Genomic DNA, 19,645 nt, shown 5'->3' with positions numbered 1-19,645 from the left:
TCCTCGGAGTAGCGAGGCATGAGCGGCTCCTATCGCCCCCTGGATGTTAAGAACAGGGTATCAGAGGGCACGACACTCATCCTGACACTGGGGGCCATCTCAGCGTGCCCATACGCCTGCAGGATGGCAGTGTTTACGGCACGCTGTGCTGCTTCGATCGCCAATCTGACGCCACCTTGAATGAGCGTGACTTGGCCATGATGCGGGTCTTTGCCGACTTTGCTGCGCGGCAGCTTGAACGCCAGCGCAAGCGCAAGCAACGGCAGAAGGGCGCCGAGGCAAGAATACGCGATGTGCTCGACCAGCGTCGCTTCCACATCGTCTTCCAGCCCATGCACGATCTCGTCGACCAGCGCATCGCCGGTTATGAAGCGCTGTCGCGCTTCGTCGCCGAGCCGAAGCGAGGTCCCGACAAGTGGTTCGAGGAGGCCGCCACAGTGGGGCTGCGAGAGGAACTGGAGCTGGCGGCCATCGAGTTGGCGCTGGAGGCGCTGCCCGAGATTCCCGACACGGCCTATCTGTCGCTCAATGCCTCTCCGGCCACCATCCTGTCCGGCCGACTTGCCGCTCTGTTCGGGCCCTATCCCCTCGACCGCCTGATGCTCGAGGTCACCGAACACGATGTCATTGACGACTACGCCGGCCTCTTCGAGGCGCTGGTCGAGATGCGCAGGCAAGGGCTCAGGCTGGCGATCGATGATGCGGGCGCCGGCTATGCCAGCTTTCGCCATATCCTCCGCCTGGCGCCGGACGTCATCAAGCTGGATCGATCCCTGACCCACGGCATAGACCACCGCCGCGACAGCCGAGCGCTGGCCGCGGCACTGGTGGGCTTCACGGCCGAAACGGGCAGCCGGCTGCTCGCCGAGGGCGTCGAGACGCAGGCCGAGTTGCAAGCACTGCGAGAGATCGGGGTCCGCAAGGCGCAGGGCTACCTGCTGGGTCGGCCGGGCCCCTTGCCTGCCTCCCGGGAGCTTGCCGAGTCCGATCGGGAAAGTTCTTGAACAGCACCCCGGGTGAGGATCGGATCGGGCGCGTCGAGCAGCAGCAGGGGGTAGTGACGTCACCGGTCCGTTGATCCAGCGCATGGGAAAAACCATGCTTGAGTGCTAGGCTGAAACACTTACTAACATAACGACACAGCCCGTATGCAAGGGATGCCCACATGGCAACGGATTCCCCCGCGCCCCGCATCACCCTGCACCCGCACGACCGCCGGGTGCAGGTTGTCATCGACGATACCCTGCTCGCCGACACCACCCGCGCCATCGAACTCCGCGAACGCGGCTACCCGCCGCGGCAGTACATTCCGCGCGAGGATGTGCGGATGGACCTGCTGACTCGCTCCGAGACCGTGATCCACTGCCCGTTCAAGGGCGATGCCTCGTATTTCTCGGTTGGCGATTATGCTGATGTGGCGTGGAGCTATGAGTGGCCGAAGGATGGGATGGAGGCGATTGAGGGGAGGGTGGCATTTGATGGTAAGAGGTTGAGGTGAATGAATGGCCGGACACGGTCCAAAGTCGACATGCTGGAAAATTCATCTGGTATGTCAGTCCGTGTTATGTGGCTAGCACGAGGATAATTGATGAATAAGCTTTTTGACGACCAAAGCCGAGGTTACGCCGCGCTACCCGTAGAGCTCCCCTTATCGGTCTCTCGCACGCAGGTGAACGGCTCGGCCGTTTTCTGTAGCTGGCCTGATGAGCACGGTGTTGGGCACTCCAGATTCGTTTTCGATGATGTAGTCTCTGATGTGCTTTTCGCAGAGAAGTACCACCACAAACTGCTGCTGCGAGTTGATAAGGAAATGTCCCACAGGCGGTCCCATTGCGCTGAACCCGCGGACGGAGCACTGCTACGCATAGAGAACGGAGATGTATCTGTTTGCTGGGTGGCGCGCGAGGAGGCCGGAAGGGTAAAACGCTTGTCACAGCACTCTGAAGCGGTAGAAGAGCTGAGGTCGGCTTATATAGAAGCGCTAAAGCGTGCAGATCTTGAAACTCTATTTTCTGCTCCGGATGCTCTGTCCGGTGTCTTTCTCCCATGCCCAGCTGAGAGCTACTTCGCCAGCAATCCGCGAGTCATAGTCGTGGGACAAGAGACCCGTGGATGGCGGAATGAATCATGTGAACTCCGCAATACAAGGTTGGTGAATGACGCAGGAGTTGATGCTTCAATGCAGTGTGCCCAGGATTTTGCGTCCTATGGAGCTAGGCGAAGCAAGTTCTTGCAGTTCTACAGGCACGTTTCGTCTCAGGTTGCGCCAGGCTCGCGAGATGCAGCGGTTTGGTCAAACCAGTTTTGCGTAAGCTTTGAGTCGGGAAGTCCCCTCCGACTCCCAGATGACGTCTTCCGTGCTGCCAAGCAGCTTTCATATGATCTGCTGAGAGCACAGATCGATATCCTCCAACCGCAGGTAGTCATCTTTACAACTGGTCCGACACGAGACAGGTACCTTAAGGAGTGCTTCCCTGGCTATAAGACGGTTGAAGTGTTCGAGCCGCGCCGTCTATGGCACTTCAAGATTGGCAATATTCACTGCTTGCGTACGGGCCATCCTCGCTGGGTTCGTGGAGCCGAGCACCTAAATAAAGCTGTCAATTTTGTAACAGGTCTTTCGGATTCATAATAGGCTAAACAACTATCCAGCGGACGCGTCAAAGGCGCTGTCCGTTGGGGTCAGTTTCTGGCCGAATGGGGAACGTTAGTCTACCCTGATGGTATAGGTAAAGCAGCTTATGAACCAGAGCGGACGCCTTGGCAGGTGGTAATTCTGTTTTCTTTGACATAGGAGAAGTCCATGCAAGATATAAGACGACTTGAGGTTGGCATGACCACAAAGATTGGCACGGATCAGGTGAAGGAGCCTGAGGTGGGCAGGGAATATGTCCGGGGGCTCGATTCCAATAGCTGGCTCCTGTTTACCGAAGACCCGGCTGAGGATCGACCAGTTGTTGTTCGCATTGATAGTATCGACGGCGATGTGTGCCACTGCACGGTCACAAGAAAGCTAAGTTGATAGCTGCTCTAACCTTTATTCCTGCTCTCGCCCTAGCTGACTACGGCAGCGTGTGCGTCGACGAAATGACGTCAGTCCTCGACGGTGTTACATCCCGCGATCAGATCAACGACTGGCCGCCCGTAATCGGCAAGTGGACGGCGCTTAAACGCGGTTCGCTTCATGCTGTCGGTCCTGCAAGACCGTTCAGTGTTTGTTGTGCCTAATAGGTCAATCAAGCAGAACGTCTTGCCCTGGCGCGCCGAGAGACGGCTTGCCCTGGCATTATATTAGCTATAGACGATTGTCCGATTTTGGCCGATAGCTGCCACCGCTACTTCTTGCGGCGGCAGCTCTTCCTATAATTTCCTCAATCCACTTACCAGCATCACTTCCCTGGTCACGGCTTCACCCGGTCCGGCGGCTGTCGTTGACATCATCCGCAAGCCAAGCTTTGATCAGGGATTGATAGGGCATATCTCGCTTGTTGGCCTCGATCTTGATCCGGTCGAGTAACGCTTCAGGCAGACGAAGCGAGATAGTCTTCGTGGATGGCTTCAGTTTCGGAAAAGAGGCGGGTTCTGCCTGGCTCCAGTCCACGTAGTCGGACGAGTCGTGGGTTTCCCAGAACTCCCGTTCCTCTTCTTCGGTCTTGAACTCAGGCATCTTTTTTTGCTTGCTCATAAGCAGCCCTCTCTTTGCGGTGCATGGCGCGAGCGGATATCACTCGTATCAGCGTACCGTCCTGTCTCAACGTGAACGTGATATGCAACTGCCGCGCGTCATCCGTTTCACCAAGGGCATGGAAACGGGCTTCGGCCTGGCTATGCCTGGCGTCTTCCAGAACCAGAAGCGGCTCATTGAAGAAGATCGATTCCGCTTCGGACTGGCCGACACCGTGCTTCTCCACGTTCTTGCGGGAGTTGCCCTCGTCCCAGTCAAAGCCGGTAACTCGTGCCCAATTGATCATAAATGTATATTATCACCATATACAAAGCCGTCAAGGAAGGCTGGCCAAACATCTCCCGCTCGGTTCCCGAAGTGCATGTGGCACGCGTCTTGCGCAGGTCACCTGAAAGTTTTCTCATGCACGACAGCGGTTACCGTAAGCTCCCCAACCCACTCACCCTTAGCACTTCCCTTGTCACCGCTTCATCCAGCATGCCGCGGCCTGTTTCCACCACGGTGAGCCAGTCCCTCGCGCGGGTGATGCCGGTGTAGACCAGCTCCCGGGTGAGGATGGGGTTGGGGGCGTCGGGGAGCAGCAGGGCGGTGTGGGTGAATTCCGAGCCCTGGGACTTGTGCACCGTCATGGCGAAGACGGTCTCCACCGCCTGCAGGCGGCTGGGCAGCACCCACTTGATCTGGCCACTGCCGTCGCTGGCGGGGAAGGCGACGCGCAGCAGCGTGCGGCCGGGCTGGCGGGCGTCCGGCAGCGCCAGGGTGATGCCGATATCGCCGTTCATCAGCCCCAGGCCGTAGTCGTTGCGGGTGACCAGCACCGGGCGGCCCTCGAACCAGCCGCTCTCCAGTTCATGATCCGAGGCCGCGATCAGCCTGGCGCGGCGCAGCGCCTGGCCGATGCGCGGGTTGAGGCCCTCGATGCCCCAGGGGCCGCGGCGCAGGGCGCAGAGCAGCTGGAAGCGGCCGTGGGCCTCGAGCACCGCCCGGGCCCAGGCATCATATGGCGCGCGTTCCTCGCTGCCGGCCTCGCCGAAGCTGGGCTGGTCGGGGCGCTGGTCGCGTAGCACCTCCAGGTAGTGGCGGTAGCCGATGGGCGGCGCCAGCGGCTCGCCGCGAGGATCGCGGCGGCCCTGGCCGGCGTCGACGAAGCCGGCCGGATTGCCCTCCACCACCAGCTTGTCCAGGGCCGGGTCGTTGGCGTCGGCCAGGCGCAATCGGGCCAGGTCGGCGTAGGCCGGCGTGTGCTCGAACACCTGGCGCACGGCGCGGCGTTTCTCCTTGGCCGTATGGCCAGCATCCAGCGGCCGGTTGACGGCCTCGGCGAGTCGGCCGATGCCGCTGGCGGCGTCGAAGCGGTGGCTGACCCGCAGCATGGCGATGGCCTGGTCCAGCGGCTTGCCTTGGTCGTCGCGGTAATCCGCCGGCAGCGGGGCGCCGGTGACCGCCTCCAGCCACTCGGCGGTCTGGGGCGTGTAGTGGCCGCCTTCGGCACGCTGGCAGAGGTCGCCGAGCACGGCGCCGGCCTCCACCGAGGCGAGCTGGTCCTTGTCGCCGAGCAGCACCAGCCGGGCGCGGGGCGGCAGGGCGGTGAGCACCGCCGCCATCATCTCGATATCCACCATCGAGGCCTCGTCGATCACCAGCAGGTCCAGGGCCAGCGGGTTGCCGGCGTGGTGGCGGAAGTGGCGGGTATCCGGCCGCGAGCCGAGCAGGCGGTGCAGGGTGGTGACGTCGGTGGGAATGCTGTCGCGCAGGGTCGAGATATCCACACCCTGTTTCCCCACGGCGCCGGCCAGCTCCACCAGCGAGAGGCCCTTGACCTGCTTGGCGATGGAGTCGTTGAGGCGTGCCGCGGCCTTGCCGGTGGGCGCGGCGAGGCGGATGCGCAGGGCGTGGCGGTCTTCCCGGCCGAGCTGCAGGGCCTGGAGCAGGGCGAGCAGCTTGACCACGGTGGTGGTCTTGCCGGTGCCGGGGCCGCCGGTGATCACCGCGAAGGGCGAGCGGGCGGCGAGGGCGCAGGCGGCCTGCTGCCAGTCGAGTTCGGCGCCGGCCGGGAAGAGGGCGTCGAGGGCGGCGGCGAGGGTGGCGGTGTTGGTGGCGTGATCCGGGCGCCTGTCGGCGCCATCGCGCGGCGGAGCCGTGCTCCTACAGGCATCGTCGCTTGTGCCCAGTCTCGTCGAGATGTGGTGGCGGATATCCTGCTCGTACTGCCAGTAGCGGCGCAGGTAGAGCCGGGGGCTTTGGTGTTGATGACCAGGCGCGGTGGCGCCGCGCACCAGCGGGGTGTGGCCGGGGGCGCCGTGGTCGCCGTCGGCGACCAGGCCGGGGTGAGCGAGGGCTTGCTGCCAGGCGTCCAGGGTCAGGCCGTCGAGCACTTGGCTGGGCAGCGGCGGCGGGTCGCTGAGGTCGTCGCCCTCCGGCGGCAGCGAGAGCGCCAGGTCCGGCGCGGCCAGGGTGGCGGCGAGGTCGAGGCACACATGGCCGCGGCCGAGCTGGTGGCTGGCCAGCGCCGCGGCGAGCAGCAGCGGGGCGGGGGCATCGGGGACCTCGCGGTGCAGGAACACCACCAGGGCGCGGTCCAGGGCGCGCAGCCAGCCGCGTGCCACCCAGCGCTCGAGCAGAGCCACCAGCGCGGCGGTATCGCTCAGTGCCGGATGGGGCCGATCCGGCCGAGACGGCGGCTCGGGGGCATCGTCGAGGTCGTCGAACAGGTCTCTCATTGTGGCGCCTCCGCCTCCGCCTGCGGGGAGTGAGGGGTCGCTGCCGGGGCCTGGCCCTGGAACAGCGCGTCCAGGGTCTCGATCAGGGCCCGCGGTGGGCGTTCGGCGTGGACGCCGCGGCCCTCAGTGGCAGTGGCGGAGCCGACCCCGCGTAGGAAGACGGTCAGCGAGCCGCCGATATGGTGGTCGTAGTCATAGTCCGGCAGGCGCGCCTTGAGCAGCCGGTGCAACGCCAGCAGGTAGAGCGCGGCCTGCAGGTCGTAGCGCTTGTCGAGCATGGCGTCACGCATGGCCGTCGGAGTGTAGGCGTCGTCGTCCGGCCCCAGGTGGTTGGATTTCCAGTCGAGCACGTAGTAGCGCCCCCGGTGTTCGAAGACCAGGTCGATGAAGCCCTTGAGCATGCCGTTGAGGGTGTCGGCGTCGAGCGCCGGGCGTGGAGCACCACCGAGAGTGTGAGTGCTTACCGGGGCGTCCAGGACGCGGGTGTCGACGCGGCTGGCGGCGAACCAGAACTCCATCTCCACCTGGTAGACGCCGAGCTCGCTGAGCCGCACCCGGCCCGCCTCGGGCAGCGGCAGCGGGGTCTCCAGCAGGGCGGCCAGCCAGCCGTCGAGGGTGGCAAGCCAGGGCGTCCAGCCGCGCAGTTGGGTGCGCCGGGCGAGCATGTCCTCGCGTTGGGCGGCGTCCCGGCTGGCCCGGGCGAAGCCGTGCTGGCCGGCCCACTCCAGCAGGCCATGGAGAAAAGTGCCGGGGCCGGGGCCGCGGGGGAAGCGGTGCAGACTGGGCGTCAGCGGCTCGGCGGCGCTGTCGCGGGGCTCGTCGAGCACCTCGAAGGCGGTGGCCTCCAGCGGTGTGGTGGGCTCGGCCAGGGTCGCAGTGGCTGCCGTCGGCTCGGGGCTCTCGGGCGCTGTGGTCGGGGCGCTGTGGAGTGGGTGAGTGCTTACCGGGGCGGCGTCGGGGGTGGCCAGCGGCGTGGCGATCAGGCCGGAGGTACGCAGCGCCGAGTAACTGGCGATCCACCACTGCTCCCGGGCCGGGCGCTGCGGCGTCAGCGCCTCGCCCAGGGCGGCCTGTCGCTCGTCCGGGCGGAACAGCGTCGCGGTGGCGGGCGGCGCCGGTTCGATGGCGATGGCCGCCTCCTCGCCCTTGAGCGCCTCCAGGGCGGGGGCAAAGGCGGCCGGCTCCAGCGGTGCGCCGTCGGCCAGCAACTGGCCGATGGCGCTGCCCTCGCCGCTCTTGAGCGGCGCCATGCCCAGCCAGGTGGCGTGGCGGGCGCGGGTCAGCGCCACGTAGAGCTTGCGCAGGTCCTCGCCGAGGCGCTCGCGGTCGGCCAGCGCCAGGGTCGCCTCGTCGGCCTCGAGGCTGATACGCAGCCGGCCCTCGGCGTCGTGCCAGCGCAGCGGCGAGTCGTCGGCCCGGGTGGCGCGGTGCCCGCAGATGAAGGGCAGGAACACCAGCGGGTACTCCAGGCCCTTGGACTTGTGGATGGTGATCACCTGCACCAGGTCGGCGTCGCTCTCCAGGCGCAGCTTGTGGGCGTCGCCCTGGTCGTCGGGGTCGGCGATGGACTCGGCGAGAAAGCGGATCAGCGCGTGTTCGCCGTCGAGCTCCTGGCTGGCGTGCTGCAACAGCTCGCCCAGGTGGAGGAGGTCGGTGAGATGGCGCTCGCCGTCGCTGGCCGGGCCGCCGCCCAGCAGCCGGCCGGGCACCTCGAAGTCGTTCATCAGCCGCCGCACCAGCGGCAGCACGCCCTGGCGCTGCCACAGCCGGTGGTAGTCGCGGAACTGCAGCACCCGGGCTTCCCAGGCCAGCTCGTCCTGGTTCAAGCGGTCGAGCTCGGCCAGGCCGAGCCCCAGGGTGGGGGTGGCCAGGGCCGCGCGCAGCCGACGCTCGTGCTCGCTCGAGGACGAGGGGGACTCGGCGCAGGCGCGCAGCCAGGCGTCGAGTTCGCCGGCCATGGGCGAGGCGAAGACCTTGTCCTTGTCCGAGAGGTAGACGCTCTTCACCCCGCGCCGGGCCAGGGCCTGGCGGATGGCGCGGGCCTCGCCCAGGCCGTTGACCAGCACCGCCATATCCGAGGGCGCCAGGGGCCTCAGCGCGTCGCCGTCGTGGAAGCCCGCCTCGCCACGGCGGCCACGCTCCAGCAGCGCGACCATCTGCGAGGCGCAGCGCTCGGCCATCTCGCCGTGGTAGGCGGTCTTGGAGAGCGGCTCGTCGGCGTCGAGGCGCCACAGGGTCAGCGCCGGCTGGGGCTGGCCGTCGATGGTCAGGGCGTCTTTCCTGCCTTTCGCCTTGACCGGCACGAAGGGCACGGGGTTGCCGCTTTCGCCCGCCTGCTTGAACAGGAAGGCGCCGGGCGGGTGCGCCTCGGCGTAGGCGAAGCAGCGGTTGACCGCGGCGACCATGGCCGCGCTGGAGCGGTAGTTGGTGCCCAGGGTGACGTGGCGGCCAGCGGTGTCGCGGCGGGCCTGCAGGTAGGTGTGGATATCCGCGCCGCGGAAGGCGTAGATCGCCTGCTTGGGGTCGCCGATTAGGAAGACGCCCGTACTGTGGGGATCGCTGTGGGAATTGCCGCGGGCGTTGTCGGCCAGGCGGTAGACGCGGTCGAAGATGCGGTACTGCACCGGGTCGGTGTCCTGGAATTCGTCGACCAGCGCCACCGGGAACTGGCGGCGGATCTGCTCGGCCAGGGCCTCGCCGCTGGGGCCGGCCAGCGCCCGATCGAGGTGGGTCAGCAGGTCGTTGGGGCCCATCTCGGCGCGGCGCTGCTGCTCGCGCTCGAGGCGCGCGCGGCACCACTGCACGGCGTGGATCAACAGGTCGGCGCGCGGGTCGGGCAGCGCCTCCAGGGCCGCGGGAAGGTCCCGGAAGGCGTCCAGGGCGGGGTGGGTCGGTGGCTCGCCCTTCCATATCTCGGCGATGCCTTCTGGCGTCAGGCGCTTCCAGGCGGCGGCCTTCTTGTCGAGCTCGGGCCACAGCTGGTCGCTGTCTGCCCAGTCGCGGATCTTCTGCAGCCAGTTACCCCGATGATCCTTGCGCATTTTGCCGGCGTTGAAGGCCTTGGCCTGTTGCCCTTCATCGAAGAGTTGCCCCAGCTCATCGACCCACTGCATCCAGGGCGGCTTGAGCTCGGCCAGGCGGGCGTCGCGTTCGGCCCGGGTGGTGGCCAGGGTCTCGGCCGGCGGCGGGGCGTCGGGCGACAGGGCGTCGCATTCGGCCAGCAGGCGGCGCACCGCGCCGTGCAGCGACGCGCGGGTGTTGGTCGGCGCGTCCCAGTACCGGGTGATCTCGGCCAGCGCCTCGGCGCCCAGCGGGTAATAGAAGCTGCGCCAGTAGTCGCGCACCACCTCCTGCTCCAGCTCGCTCTGATCGGTCTCCAGCTCCAGCGAAAAGAGGCTGCCGCTGTCGAAGGCGTGCTCGCGCAGCATGCGGTAGCACCAGCTGTGGATGGTCGAGACCGCGGCCTCGTCCATCCACTCGGCGGCCAGCTGCAGGCGCCGGGCGCAGGCGGGCCAGCCGGCCGGGTCGTAGTCGTCGCGCAGGGCGACCAGCAGCGGGTCGGCCTTGGGGTCAGACCCCTCAGTGGACTTTGGGGTCTGACCCCAATGTTGACTTTGGAAGACCTCGGCGGCTTCGACCAGCCGGGCGCGGATGCGCTCGCGCAGCTCCTGGGTGGCGGCGTTGGTGAAGGTCACCACCAGGATCTCCGGCGGGGTGAGCGGGCGCGAAAAGGCCGCGTCGTCCTGCGCGGTCCTCGCACCCAGCACCAGGCGCACGTAGAGCAGGGCGATGGTGAAGGTCTTGCCGGTGCCGGCGCTGGCCTCGATCAGGCGGCTGCCGTGCAGGGGAAAGTCGAGCGGATTCAGCTCGGTGACTTCACTCATTTGTCATCTCCCTTCACCGCGAGAAAGAGCGGGGCCAGCAGCCGCTCGGCCAATGTCGCGAAGTGGCGCTCGCTGTCCGGCTCGGCGGCGAACAGCGTCGCGAAGTCGGGCCAGCGGTGGGCGAGGTAGGGGTTGCGGTCCACCTCGCCGGCGGTGAAGTCGTCGCCCTGGTAGGCCTTGCGGGCGGCGTGCCAGGCGTCGCTGCCGGGGCCGTTGTCGTCGGCACCGCTGGCCTGCTTGTCGACCTTGCCCAGCCAGGCGAAGGCCGCCTCGCAGGCCAGCGGCAGCGGCGCCTGCATGCCGGCCTGCCAGGTGGCGATCAGCTCGCGCAGCCGGCGCCGCGCGGTCTCGGGCTCCAGCGGCGGCAGGGTGACGTGGCCCGCCTTGGAGAGCAGCCGGGTGGTCATCGGTCGCTCGAGGTTGCCGGCCAGGTGCGCCACCCAGGGCCGCACCAGCTGGGTCCAGCGGTACTGGCCGCGGCCCCGCCCCTGGCTGATCAGGCTGCTGCTGGAGAGCAGCAGCCGGCAGCGCTCGCCGGCCTCGTCGAGGCGCAGGGCGTCGAGCCAGTCCTCCAGCGGCGGGGCGTCGGCGGCGCCCGCGTCGAACAGCGCCAGGCGCACCGGCTCGGGGTCCTCCACGGCGTGGGGCCATTGGTCGAGGGCCTCTCGGTAGGCCTCGAACAGCGCCTCCATGGGCTCGGCAAGCTGCTCGCGCATGCGGCTGCCGAAGGCGCCCATGGCCAGCACGCCCTGGCCCGCCAGGCGCTCCAGGGTGGCGTGCAGGGCCTCCACGCGGGGCTCCCCGGCGTCGATGGCGCGGCGCTGGGCCTGGATCAGGATGTCCTGCAGCTGCCAGTGGGTCAGGCCGTCGAGGGTGAAGGGCTCCTGGTCGAGGCTGGTGACGTCCTCGCGCTCGAGGAACACCCGCAGCCGGCTGGTGAAGAACGCCTTGGCCGGGTCGCGCAGGAAATTCCCGAGCTGGGCCAGGGTCAGCGGCGTTTCCTGCCTGAAGGCCCCGAGCTGGGTTTCCGGCGCGGCCGGCGTCGGCTCGCCGTGGATGTCGTGCCACTCATGGGCATAGGTGAAGAGCCGCTTGCCGGCGACGCTGCGCGCATCCCGCTCCTGGGGAGCGGGGAAATAGGCGCGGCTGAACGGCTGCAGCGGGTGCTCGGTGGTCAGGGCGGCGAGCAGGCTGTCACCCGAAGCCCCGTCGCCCGCGGCGCGCCAGCCGGCGGCCAGGTGGTCGCGCAGCTGGCCGACCAGCACCGAGGGCGGCTTCTCGGCGTTGTCGACGATGCTGCGGCCGACCCAGCTGATATACAGCTGCTCGCGGGCCGAGAGCAGCGCCTCGAGGAACAGGTAGCGGTCGTCCTCGCGGCGCGAGCGGTCGCCGGGGCGGTAGTCGCCGTTCATCAGGTCGAAGTCCAGCGGCGGGTGGTGGCGCGGGTAGTCGCCGTCGTTCATGCCCAGCAGGCAGACGCGCTTGAAGGGGATGGCGCGCATCGGCATCAGGGTGGCGAAGTTGACCGCGCCGGCCAGGAAGCGCTGGGACAGGCTGTGCTCGTCGATCTGGCCCAGCCAGTGCTCGCGGACGATGGTCAGCGGCAGCGCGCGCTCCAGCCCGGCCTCGCGGGTGCTCTCCTGGAAGTCCTGCAGGGCCTGTTCGAGGCGCGCCAGCATCAGGCTGTCGCTGGCCTCCTCGGCCGTGAAGCAGGCCTCGAGCAGCTCGCGCAGGCGGGTCACCCAGCCGTCGGCGTCGGTGGGCTGGCGCAGCCGCTGCCACTGGGTCTCCAGGGTCTCCAGCAGGTGGGCCAGGGGCCCGGCCAGGGCCGCCTCCAGGCCGCCGATGTCGTCGAAGGGCTCGATGCCCTGCCAGGCGCCGGCGGCGCTGCCCACGGTGTAGCCGAGCAGCAGGCGGCGCAGGCCGAAGGCCCAGGTGTTCTGCTCCAGGCCGTCGGGCAGGTCGAGGCTGCCGCGCTGGCGGCCGTGCAGGCCCCAGCGGATGCCGGCGCCCTCGATCCAGCGCGCCAGCGTCGGCAGGTCCTCCTCTTTGAGCCCGAAGCGGGCGCGCAGCGCCGGCACCTCGAGCAGGTCGAGCAGGTCGCTGACCGAGAAGCGCAGCTCCGGCAGGCGCAGCAGCTTCTCCAGGGCAATCAGCAGCGGCAGGCGGTGGCGGCTGGCCTGGTCGGAGAGGGTGTAGGGAATGTATCTAGGGTCGTCGGGAGGGACTTGACCGAAGACGGCCTGGATATGCGGCGCATAGTGGTCGATGTCCGGGACCATGACGATGATGTCCCGCGGGCGCAGCGTCGGGTCGGCGCTGAAGGCGGCGAGCAGCTGGTCGTGGAGGATCTCCACCTCGCGCTGGGGGCCGTGGGCGACGTGGAAGACGATGGAGTCGTCCCGGGCCGGGTCCACCGCCGACCAGGTCTCGCGGGTCTCGGCCAGCGGGCGCAGCTCGCGGATATCGTCCTGCAGCTGCTGCAGCAGCCGGCCGTCGCCCTCACTCACGCAGGGCTCGAACAGATCGATGCGCAGCGCCTCGCGCGCGAACAGCCCTTCGTACTGCTGGCTGTCGTCGTGTTCGTCAAGCAGGCGCAGGTAGTCGCGGCCCTGCTTGCCCCAGGCGGCCAGTAGTGGCTGGGCGTGCAGGTGCAGGGCGGAGTCGCCGTCACCATCGCCGAGCACGTCGAGGCGCTCGGGCATGCCGGCCTTGCGCTGCTGGCGCCGACGCTCCGCGCGAAGGAGGTCCTTGTGCTCGATGATATCGGCCCAGTAGTGCTGGCAGGGGTTGTGCACGCACAGCACCACCTGGCTGACCCGGGCGATGGCGGCCAGGGCCTCGAGCGCCTGGCGGGGCAGTGAGGAGATGCCGAACACCAGCACCCGGCGCGGCAGGCCGGGGGGGCGATCGTCGGCGTCGAGGCGCTCGGCGGCGTCGAGGAAGCGCCGGTGGACCCGGGCGCGGCTGGAGTCGATGCCGGCCTGGCCGTGGGCCGCGGCGACGTCGGCGCACAGCGCCCGCCACAACTCGGGCTGCCAGCGCTGGGTGGCCTCCAGCTCGCGCCGCTGGCCGCGGGCGTCGATCCGCACGTCCTCGCCGGCGGCCCAGGCCTCGAGCCAGTCGGCGCGGTAGACCTGGTACTGGTCGAACAGGTCGGCCAGGCGCTCGGCGAGCTGGTGGTGCTTGCGCAGGTCGTCGTCGCCGGCCAGGAAGCGCGCCAGGGGGGCGAAGTCGTCGCGCTCGAGCAGGCCGGGCAGCAGGCGCAGCAGCCGCCACACCAGGCGCGACTTGTCGAACGGCGAGGTGGCGGGCACCGCCTGGTCGCCGCCGGCGTCGTGCTGTTCTTGATGAGTCAGCACCGCCCGGTAGGCCTGCCACAGGAAGCGCGCCGGCAGGGTCACGTCGAGCGCGGCGGCGATGCCGGCGCCGCCGTTGGCCGGATCCTCGGCCAGCGCCAGCTTGAGCCACTGGCCAATGCCGTTGCTCTGCACCAGGATGGTCTCGTTCTCGAGCGGCCCGAGCGGGTGGCGCTTCATCCACTCCACCGCCAGGCCGCGCAGGTCCTCCAGGCGGTTGCCGTGGATCACCATGAAGCCGGGTTGGAGGGGGACGGCGGCGAACGGCATGGCGTGTCCTTGCTGCATGGGGTGAGCCTTGCCATGTTGCCATAAATGCAGCTTTACCGTTTTGCAGATATACGGACTTGCAGGTTTATGGGCATGGCGTCGCGGTGGGGTACGATGAGGTCCTCCCACGATTGCCACAAAGGTTGAACATGAGCGACTACCTGCTGGAGGAACACGGACTGAATCCGGGCAAGATCTACCGCCTGTTCACGGGCAGCATCTGCCCCCGGCCCATCGCCTGGGTCTCCACCCTGGACGCGGACGGCAACGCCAACCTGGCGCCCTTCTCCTTCTTCAACGTGGTCAGCGTCAACCCGCCGGTGCTGGGCTTCTCGCCGCTGCTGGATGGCGACGCCAACCCCAAGGACACCATCCGCAACCTCGAGGCGGTGGCGGAGTGCGTGGTGCATATCGGTGGGGAGGGGCTGGTCGGGGCGCTCAACGCCACCAGTGCCAGCGTGGCCCACGGCGAGGACGAGTTCGCCCTGGCGGGGCTGGAGAAGGCGGCGATGCCGGGGGTGTCGGTGCCGCGGGTGGCCGAGGCACCGGTGGCCTTCGGCTGCCGGCTGCGCGAGATCATCCACTTCGGCGACCAGCCGCTGGCCGGCAACCTGGTGCTGGCCGAGGTGGTGTCGATCCATATCGACGATGCGATCTGGAACGGCCGCCATGTCGATATCGCGGGGCTGCATCCCGTGGGGCGCATGGCGGGCAGCGACTATGCCAGGACCACCGACCGCTTCGCCCTGGAGCGGCCGGCCTGAACCGACCCCTCGGCTCAGAGCTTGCCGGTCAGGGCCTTCTCGACCAGCTCGAGGCGGTCCTGGCCCCAGAAGGGCTCGCTGTCGACGACATACCAGGGCGAGCCGAAGCAGCCCGCCGCCAGGGCCTTCTCGCAGGCCACGTCGAGGCGCTGCTGTCCCTGGTCGCTTTCCGACTCGCTCAGCAGCCGCTGGCCATCCAGGCCGCAGGCGTCGGCGACCTCGCGCAGGGTGTCCGGCTCGGCGATGTCGCGCTCCTCGACCCAGCAGGCCCGCATCAGGGCCAGCGACAGGCCGGCGATGTCATGCCCTTGAGCCTTCGCCGTCAGCGCCAGGCGAGCCGCCGGGCGGTCATCCGTCGGGAAGTGCTTCGGTTCCCTGTTGAGGGGGATGCCGAGCAGCTGTGGCCAGCGCTTGAGTTCGGCCATGCGATAGGCCTGCCGCTCCGGAGCGCGCTTGGGCAGGGGCAGCCCGCCGGTCTTGGGGAAGATCGCGCTGAGCGTGATCGGCACGTAGTCGATGGTGGCGCCGTGGCGCGCGGCAAGCTCGCCGAGTCGCGAGTGCCCCAGGTAGCTCCAGGGCGAGACGTGGGTGTAGTAGTAGGTGATGACCTTCGCCATGACGATGTCTCCTGCCGGGTGGTTCAATGACGCTGCGTGCGTGACTCGATACGACGGGGGCGCCGGGCATCCGCCGCGGCGACGCCGTCGTGTCAAGCCCGGTTTGCCGTGCCGCTTGCGTCGATTCAGCGATAGGTGTCCTGGTACTGCTGGCGCAGCTGGTTCTTCTGCACCTTGCCCATGGTGTTGCGCGGCAGGCTGTCGACGAAGAAGACCCGCTTGGGCTGCTTGTACTTCGCCAGCTTGCCCTGCAGGAAGTCGAGCACATCGGCCTCGTCCAGGCGGGCCTCCCGTTCCGGTACCACCACGGCGGTGACCCCCTCGCCGAAGTCCGGGTGAGGCAGGCCGATCACCGCCGATTCCATGACGCCGTCGAGTTGGTCGATCACCTGCTCGACCTCCTTGGGATAGACATTGTAGCCCCCCGAGATCACCAGATCCTTGTCGCGACCGACAATATGTACATAGCCGCGCTCGTCGACCATCGCCAGGTCACCGGTGACGAAGAAGCCGTCGTCCAGCAGCTCCTCGCGGGTCTTCTCGGGCATGCGCCAGTAGCCGATGAAGACATTGGGGCCGCGGATCTCGAGCATGCCGATCTCGCCCTGCGGCACGGGGTCGTGGGTCTCGAGGTCGGTGATGCGGTACTCCACGCCCGGCAGCGGCATGCCCACGGTACCGGCACGGCGCTCGCCGTCGTAGGGGTTGGAAAGGTTCATGTTGGTCTCGGTCATGCCATAGCGCTCGAGGATGGCATGGCCGGTCTTCTGCTCGAACTCCCGGTGGGTCTCGGCGGTCAGCGGGGCCGACCCGGAGACGAACAGGCGCATGTTGGCGGTGACCTCGCGGTTAAGGCGCGCGTCCTGCAGCAGTCGGGTGTAGAAGGTCGGCACGCCCATCAGTACGCTGCCGCGCGGCAGCTCCTCGAGGATCACATCGGGGTCGAACTTGGGCAGGAACAGCATGCTGGCCCCGGCCATCAGGGTGACGTTGCAGGCCACGAACAGGCCGTGGGTATGGAAGATCGGCAGGGCGTGGATCAGCCGGTCATCCGCAGTGAAGCGCCAGGCCTCGGCCAGGGTAGCGGCGTTGGAGCCCAGGTTGCGGTGGGTGAGCATGGCGCCCTTGGAGCGCCCGGTGGTGCCCGAGGTATAGAGGATCGCCGCCAGGTCGTTCTCGCCACGCGCGACGATGTCGTCGCGGGGCGTGGCCTTCTCGGCCGCCTCCATCAGGCTGCCGTCGGCGGCGGTGCCCAGGGTCTCCACCGCCGGACAGCCGCACTCGGTGGCGATTGTGCGGGCCTCCTCGGCGTTGGCCGGGCGGCAGACGAACAGCGCCGGCTCGGCATCGCCGAGGAAGTAGCGGATCTCGTCGCCAGTGTAACCGGTGTTGAGCGGCAGATAGACGCCGCCGATGCGCAGGCAGGCCAGGTAGAGCAGGATGGCCTCGGGGCTCTTGTCGACCTGCACGGCGACCCTGTCGCCGGGGGTCACACCCAGCGCGGTCAGGGCGCCGGCCAAGCGGGCACTGGCAGACTCGGCGGCGGTATAGGTATAGCCGCGGCCTTCACGGGTGGTGATGAAATCGGCGTCGCCGCGCTCTTGCATGCGCTGGGCGAAGGTGGCGAAAAGGTTGTGGTTCATTTGGTCGTCTCTCCCTTGGCCAGCTTCCTGGCCTTGCGGACGAGGTCCTTGACCTCGCTCGAACGGGCCACGGTGGCGTTGGCGGTATAGTTCTCGTGATTGCGCTCGATGTCGTCGAGCACGTAGAGGTAATTGACCATCAGCCCGGCGGCCTGCTCGAGGCCCTTGGCCGAGACGTCGCCCAACCAGTTGATGCGGTGCAGCTCGGCGCCGTTGCCGAGGTGGAAACGGGCCACGGCGTTGAGCGGCAGGCCCCTGGCGTTCTTCTCCTCGACCAGGTAGCGGGCGGCCAGGGGCTTGATCACCGTCTCGAGGCGCTCGGCGAGCCTGGCATCCCGATGCCAGCCGGGGGTATCGAGCGCGGCCAGGGTGTTGCGCAGTTCGGCCGGCAGCGTCTCGTCCTCGCGGCAGCCGGCCAGCCACCTGCCGAAGCCGGGCACCGGCGAGAGCGTCACGAAGTGGCGCAGCTGGGGCAGCTCCTGCTTGAGCTCCTGGACCACCTGCTTGATCAGGAAGTTGCCGAAGGAGATCCCGCGCAGGCCGGTCTGGCAGTTGCTGATGCCGAAGAAGGCGGCGGTGTCGGCCGCCTCGGGGTCGTCGATCTCGCTTTGCTCGCCCGAAAGGATCGGCTGGATCCGCTCCGGCAGGCCCTTGTGCAGGGCCACCTCCACGAAGATCAGCGGCTCGTCGCCGATGGCCGGGTGAAAGAAGGCGAAGCAGCGGCGATCGCGGGCATCCAGGCGGCGGCGCAGGTCGTTCCAGTCCTGGATCTCGTGCACGGCCTCGTAGCGGATGATCTTCTCTAGAATCGAGGCCGGGGTGTTCCAGTCGATGCGCTTGAGCATCAGGAAGCCACGGTTGAACCAGGAGCCGAACAGGTGAGCGAAATCGGCATCGATGGCGCCCAGGTGGGGCCGGTCGCGCAGCCACCCCAGCAGATCCTCACGCATGCGGACCAGCTCGTAGGTGCCGTCACTGGCCAGGTTGAGGCGTCTGAACAGCTCCTGGCGCTGCGGCTCGCAGGCTTCGAAGAGCGCCTGCAGGGTGGCGTTGTCGCGGGCCTGGCGATAGGCCTCGTAGGCCGCGTCGATGGCCGACGGCTCGGCGGCGAACTCCGTCGCCAGGCCCTCGAAGAAGTGCTGCTTCTCCGTCTCGTCCAGCCGGCGGTACATGGCCAGCGCCCGGCTGGCCAGGGCGATGCTCGAGGCCTCGCCGTCGCTCTCCAGCAGGGCGCGGCAGGCCGCCATCAGCTGGGTATGGTCGGGCGTGGTTGCATCGCCCTGGCGGCGCCTGCGCAGGGCGTCCCGCTGGGTGATGTTGTTGAACAGTTCCTGCAGAAACGTCATGTTCACGTTCGAGAATCCTCCGTCAACCCATGAGCAGATCGGGTAGCCAGGTGGCCAGTCCCGGGAAGAAGCACAGCAGCAAAATCCCCAGCACCATGCATAGCGCATAGGGCAGGCTGCCCATCAGCACGTCGCGCAGCGAGATGTCCGGCGCAATGCTGTTGATGATGAACAGGTTGAGCCCCACCGGGGGGGTGATCAGGCCAATCTCCAGGTTGATGGTCAGGACCACCGCGAACCAGTAGGGATCGAAGTTGGCCGCCAGGATGATCGGCAGCAGGATCGGGGCGGTCATCACGATCACCGCCACCGGGGGCAGGAAGAAGCCGGCCACCAGCAGGAAGACGTTGATCACGCCCATCAGTACCCAGCGGTTGACCTCCAGATCGGCGATGGCACCGGCCACGGTCTGGGTGATGAACAGCGACGACAGGGCATAGGCGAACACCTCGGCGGCGGCGATGATCAGCATGATCATCACACTCTCGCGCAGCGCATCGCGCATGATCAGCGCGAGGGGCTTGACCTGCCACATGCGGTAGATGATAACGGCCAGCGCTATACAGAAGAAGGCACCGACGCCAGCGGCTTCGGAGGGGGTGGCCACCCCGCCGTAGAGGGCGAAGAGGATACCGAGCACCACGGCCAGGAAGGGCAGCACCCTGATCAGGGCCTTGATGTTGGCATCGACATTCTGGCGGACGGTCTGCTTGATGCTCTCGGTGGCCGTGACCATGGGAGTGCCGTAGCCGCCGGCCAGTTTGCAGGCGATCAGCGTCCAGACCATGAACAGCCCGGCGAGCATGAAGCCGGGCACGATGCCGGCGATGAACAGGCGGCCGATGGAGGTCTCGGTGGCGATGCCGTAGATGATCATGGTCACCGAAGGCGGAATCAGGATGCCCAGGGTGCCCCCGGCGGCGATGCAGCCCGCGGCCACGCCATCGGGATAGCCCCGGCTGCGCATCTCGGGAATGCCCATCTTGCCGATGGCCGCGCAGGTAGCGGGTGACGAGCCGGAGAGGGCGGCGAAGATCGAGCAGGCGCCGATATTGGAGATCGCCAGGCCACCGGGTAGCCTGCCCAACCAGAGGTCCAGCGAGCGGTAGAGGTCGCGTCCGGTGGGCGACGAGGCCACGGCGGCGCCCATCAGGATGAACATGGGGATGGCGACGAAACCAAATTCCGCAATGCGGTCGAAGAAGGTCTCGCCGAAATAGGTCAGCTCCGCCATTCCGCGGTCGGCGACCAGGGCGATCAAGGAAATGGCGCCCAGGGCGAAGGCGATGGGCGTGCCGATGGCCATCAGCACGATCAAGCCGATGGCGACGAGAATGCCGGCGGTAACGGGATCCAT

Annotated in this window: 13 protein-coding genes; 4 read left to right on the top strand and 9 right to left on the bottom strand. The window is 67.7% G+C overall.

The window, feature by feature from the left end:
- Positions 1-59: 59 nt before the first annotated feature.
- From CR157_RS05655 to CR157_RS05645, 3 genes are all read left to right on the top strand, one after another.
- A complete protein-coding gene (locus CR157_RS05655; RefSeq protein WP_373681010.1) occupies positions 60-1,004 on the top strand; it encodes an EAL domain-containing protein in 945 nt (314 codons plus the stop codon).
- A gap of 161 nt (positions 1,005-1,165) precedes the next feature.
- Positions 1,166-1,498, top strand: a complete 333-nt coding sequence (locus CR157_RS05650) for a DUF427 domain-containing protein (protein ID WP_110282513.1) — start codon at positions 1,166-1,168, stop codon at positions 1,496-1,498.
- A gap of 1,305 nt (positions 1,499-2,803) precedes the next feature.
- Entirely contained in the window at positions 2,804-3,022 is a 219-nt protein-coding gene (locus tag CR157_RS05645) for a hypothetical protein (RefSeq protein WP_027962492.1), read from the top strand.
- Between the two features lie 387 nt (positions 3,023-3,409).
- On the opposite strand, the gene CR157_RS05640 is transcribed toward CR157_RS05645, so the two are convergent.
- The 5 genes from CR157_RS05640 to recC form a co-directional block, all read right to left on the bottom strand.
- A complete protein-coding gene (locus tag CR157_RS05640; protein WP_110282512.1) occupies positions 3,410-3,685 on the bottom strand; it encodes a BrnA antitoxin family protein in 276 nt (91 codons plus the stop codon).
- Positions 3,660-3,971 (bottom strand): BrnT family toxin, encoded by a 312-nt coding sequence (locus CR157_RS05635; protein ID WP_110282511.1) that lies wholly within the window; start codon positions 3,969-3,971, stop codon positions 3,660-3,662. The genes CR157_RS05640 and CR157_RS05635 overlap by 26 nt, the downstream gene beginning before the upstream one ends.
- A gap of 130 nt (positions 3,972-4,101) precedes the next feature.
- A complete protein-coding gene (recD, locus tag CR157_RS05630; RefSeq protein WP_110282510.1) occupies positions 4,102-6,405 on the bottom strand; it encodes an exodeoxyribonuclease V subunit alpha in 2,304 nt (767 codons plus the stop codon).
- Entirely contained in the window at positions 6,402-10,289 is a 3,888-nt protein-coding gene (gene recB, locus CR157_RS05625; protein ID WP_110282509.1) for an exodeoxyribonuclease V subunit beta, read from the bottom strand. Before recB ends, recD begins: the two co-directional genes overlap by 4 nt.
- Positions 10,286-13,918 (bottom strand): exodeoxyribonuclease V subunit gamma, encoded by a 3,633-nt coding sequence (gene recC, locus CR157_RS05620; protein WP_110282508.1) that lies wholly within the window; start codon positions 13,916-13,918, stop codon positions 10,286-10,288. The genes recB and recC overlap by 4 nt, the downstream gene beginning before the upstream one ends.
- Before the next feature lie 149 nt (positions 13,919-14,067).
- Here recC and CR157_RS05615 point away from each other — a divergent pair, with 149 nt between their 5' ends.
- Entirely contained in the window at positions 14,068-14,682 is a 615-nt protein-coding gene (locus tag CR157_RS05615; RefSeq protein WP_110282507.1) for a flavin reductase family protein, read from the top strand.
- Between the two features lie 14 nt (positions 14,683-14,696).
- Here the strand turns inward: CR157_RS05615 and CR157_RS05610 are convergent, their stop codons facing one another.
- From CR157_RS05610 to CR157_RS05595, 4 genes are all read right to left on the bottom strand, one after another.
- Complete coding sequence (locus tag CR157_RS05610; protein ID WP_110282506.1) at positions 14,697-15,299, bottom strand: 2-hydroxychromene-2-carboxylate isomerase; 603 nt, start codon at positions 15,297-15,299, stop codon at positions 14,697-14,699.
- Positions 15,300-15,424: 125 nt separating this feature from the next.
- Positions 15,425-16,942 carry a malonate--CoA ligase gene (locus tag CR157_RS05605; RefSeq protein WP_110282505.1) on the bottom strand — a complete coding sequence of 506 codons (1,518 nt, stop codon included), beginning with the start codon at positions 16,940-16,942 and terminating at the stop codon, positions 15,425-15,427.
- Entirely contained in the window at positions 16,939-18,294 is a 1,356-nt protein-coding gene (locus tag CR157_RS05600) for a malonyl-CoA decarboxylase (protein ID WP_110282504.1), read from the bottom strand. The genes CR157_RS05605 and CR157_RS05600 overlap by 4 nt, the downstream gene beginning before the upstream one ends.
- Positions 18,295-18,310: 16 nt before the next feature.
- Complete coding sequence (locus CR157_RS05595) at positions 18,311-19,645, bottom strand: TRAP transporter large permease (RefSeq protein WP_110282503.1); 1,335 nt, start codon at positions 19,643-19,645, stop codon at positions 18,311-18,313.

Origin of the sequence: Halomonas sp. LBP4, assembly GCF_003202205.1 — a bacterium.
In the GTDB taxonomy this organism is placed as follows: domain Bacteria; phylum Pseudomonadota; class Gammaproteobacteria; order Pseudomonadales; family Halomonadaceae; genus Halomonas; species Halomonas flagellata.
Note: the sequence above shows the minus strand (reverse complement) of the source record. Positions and strands in the feature narration are given on the sequence as shown.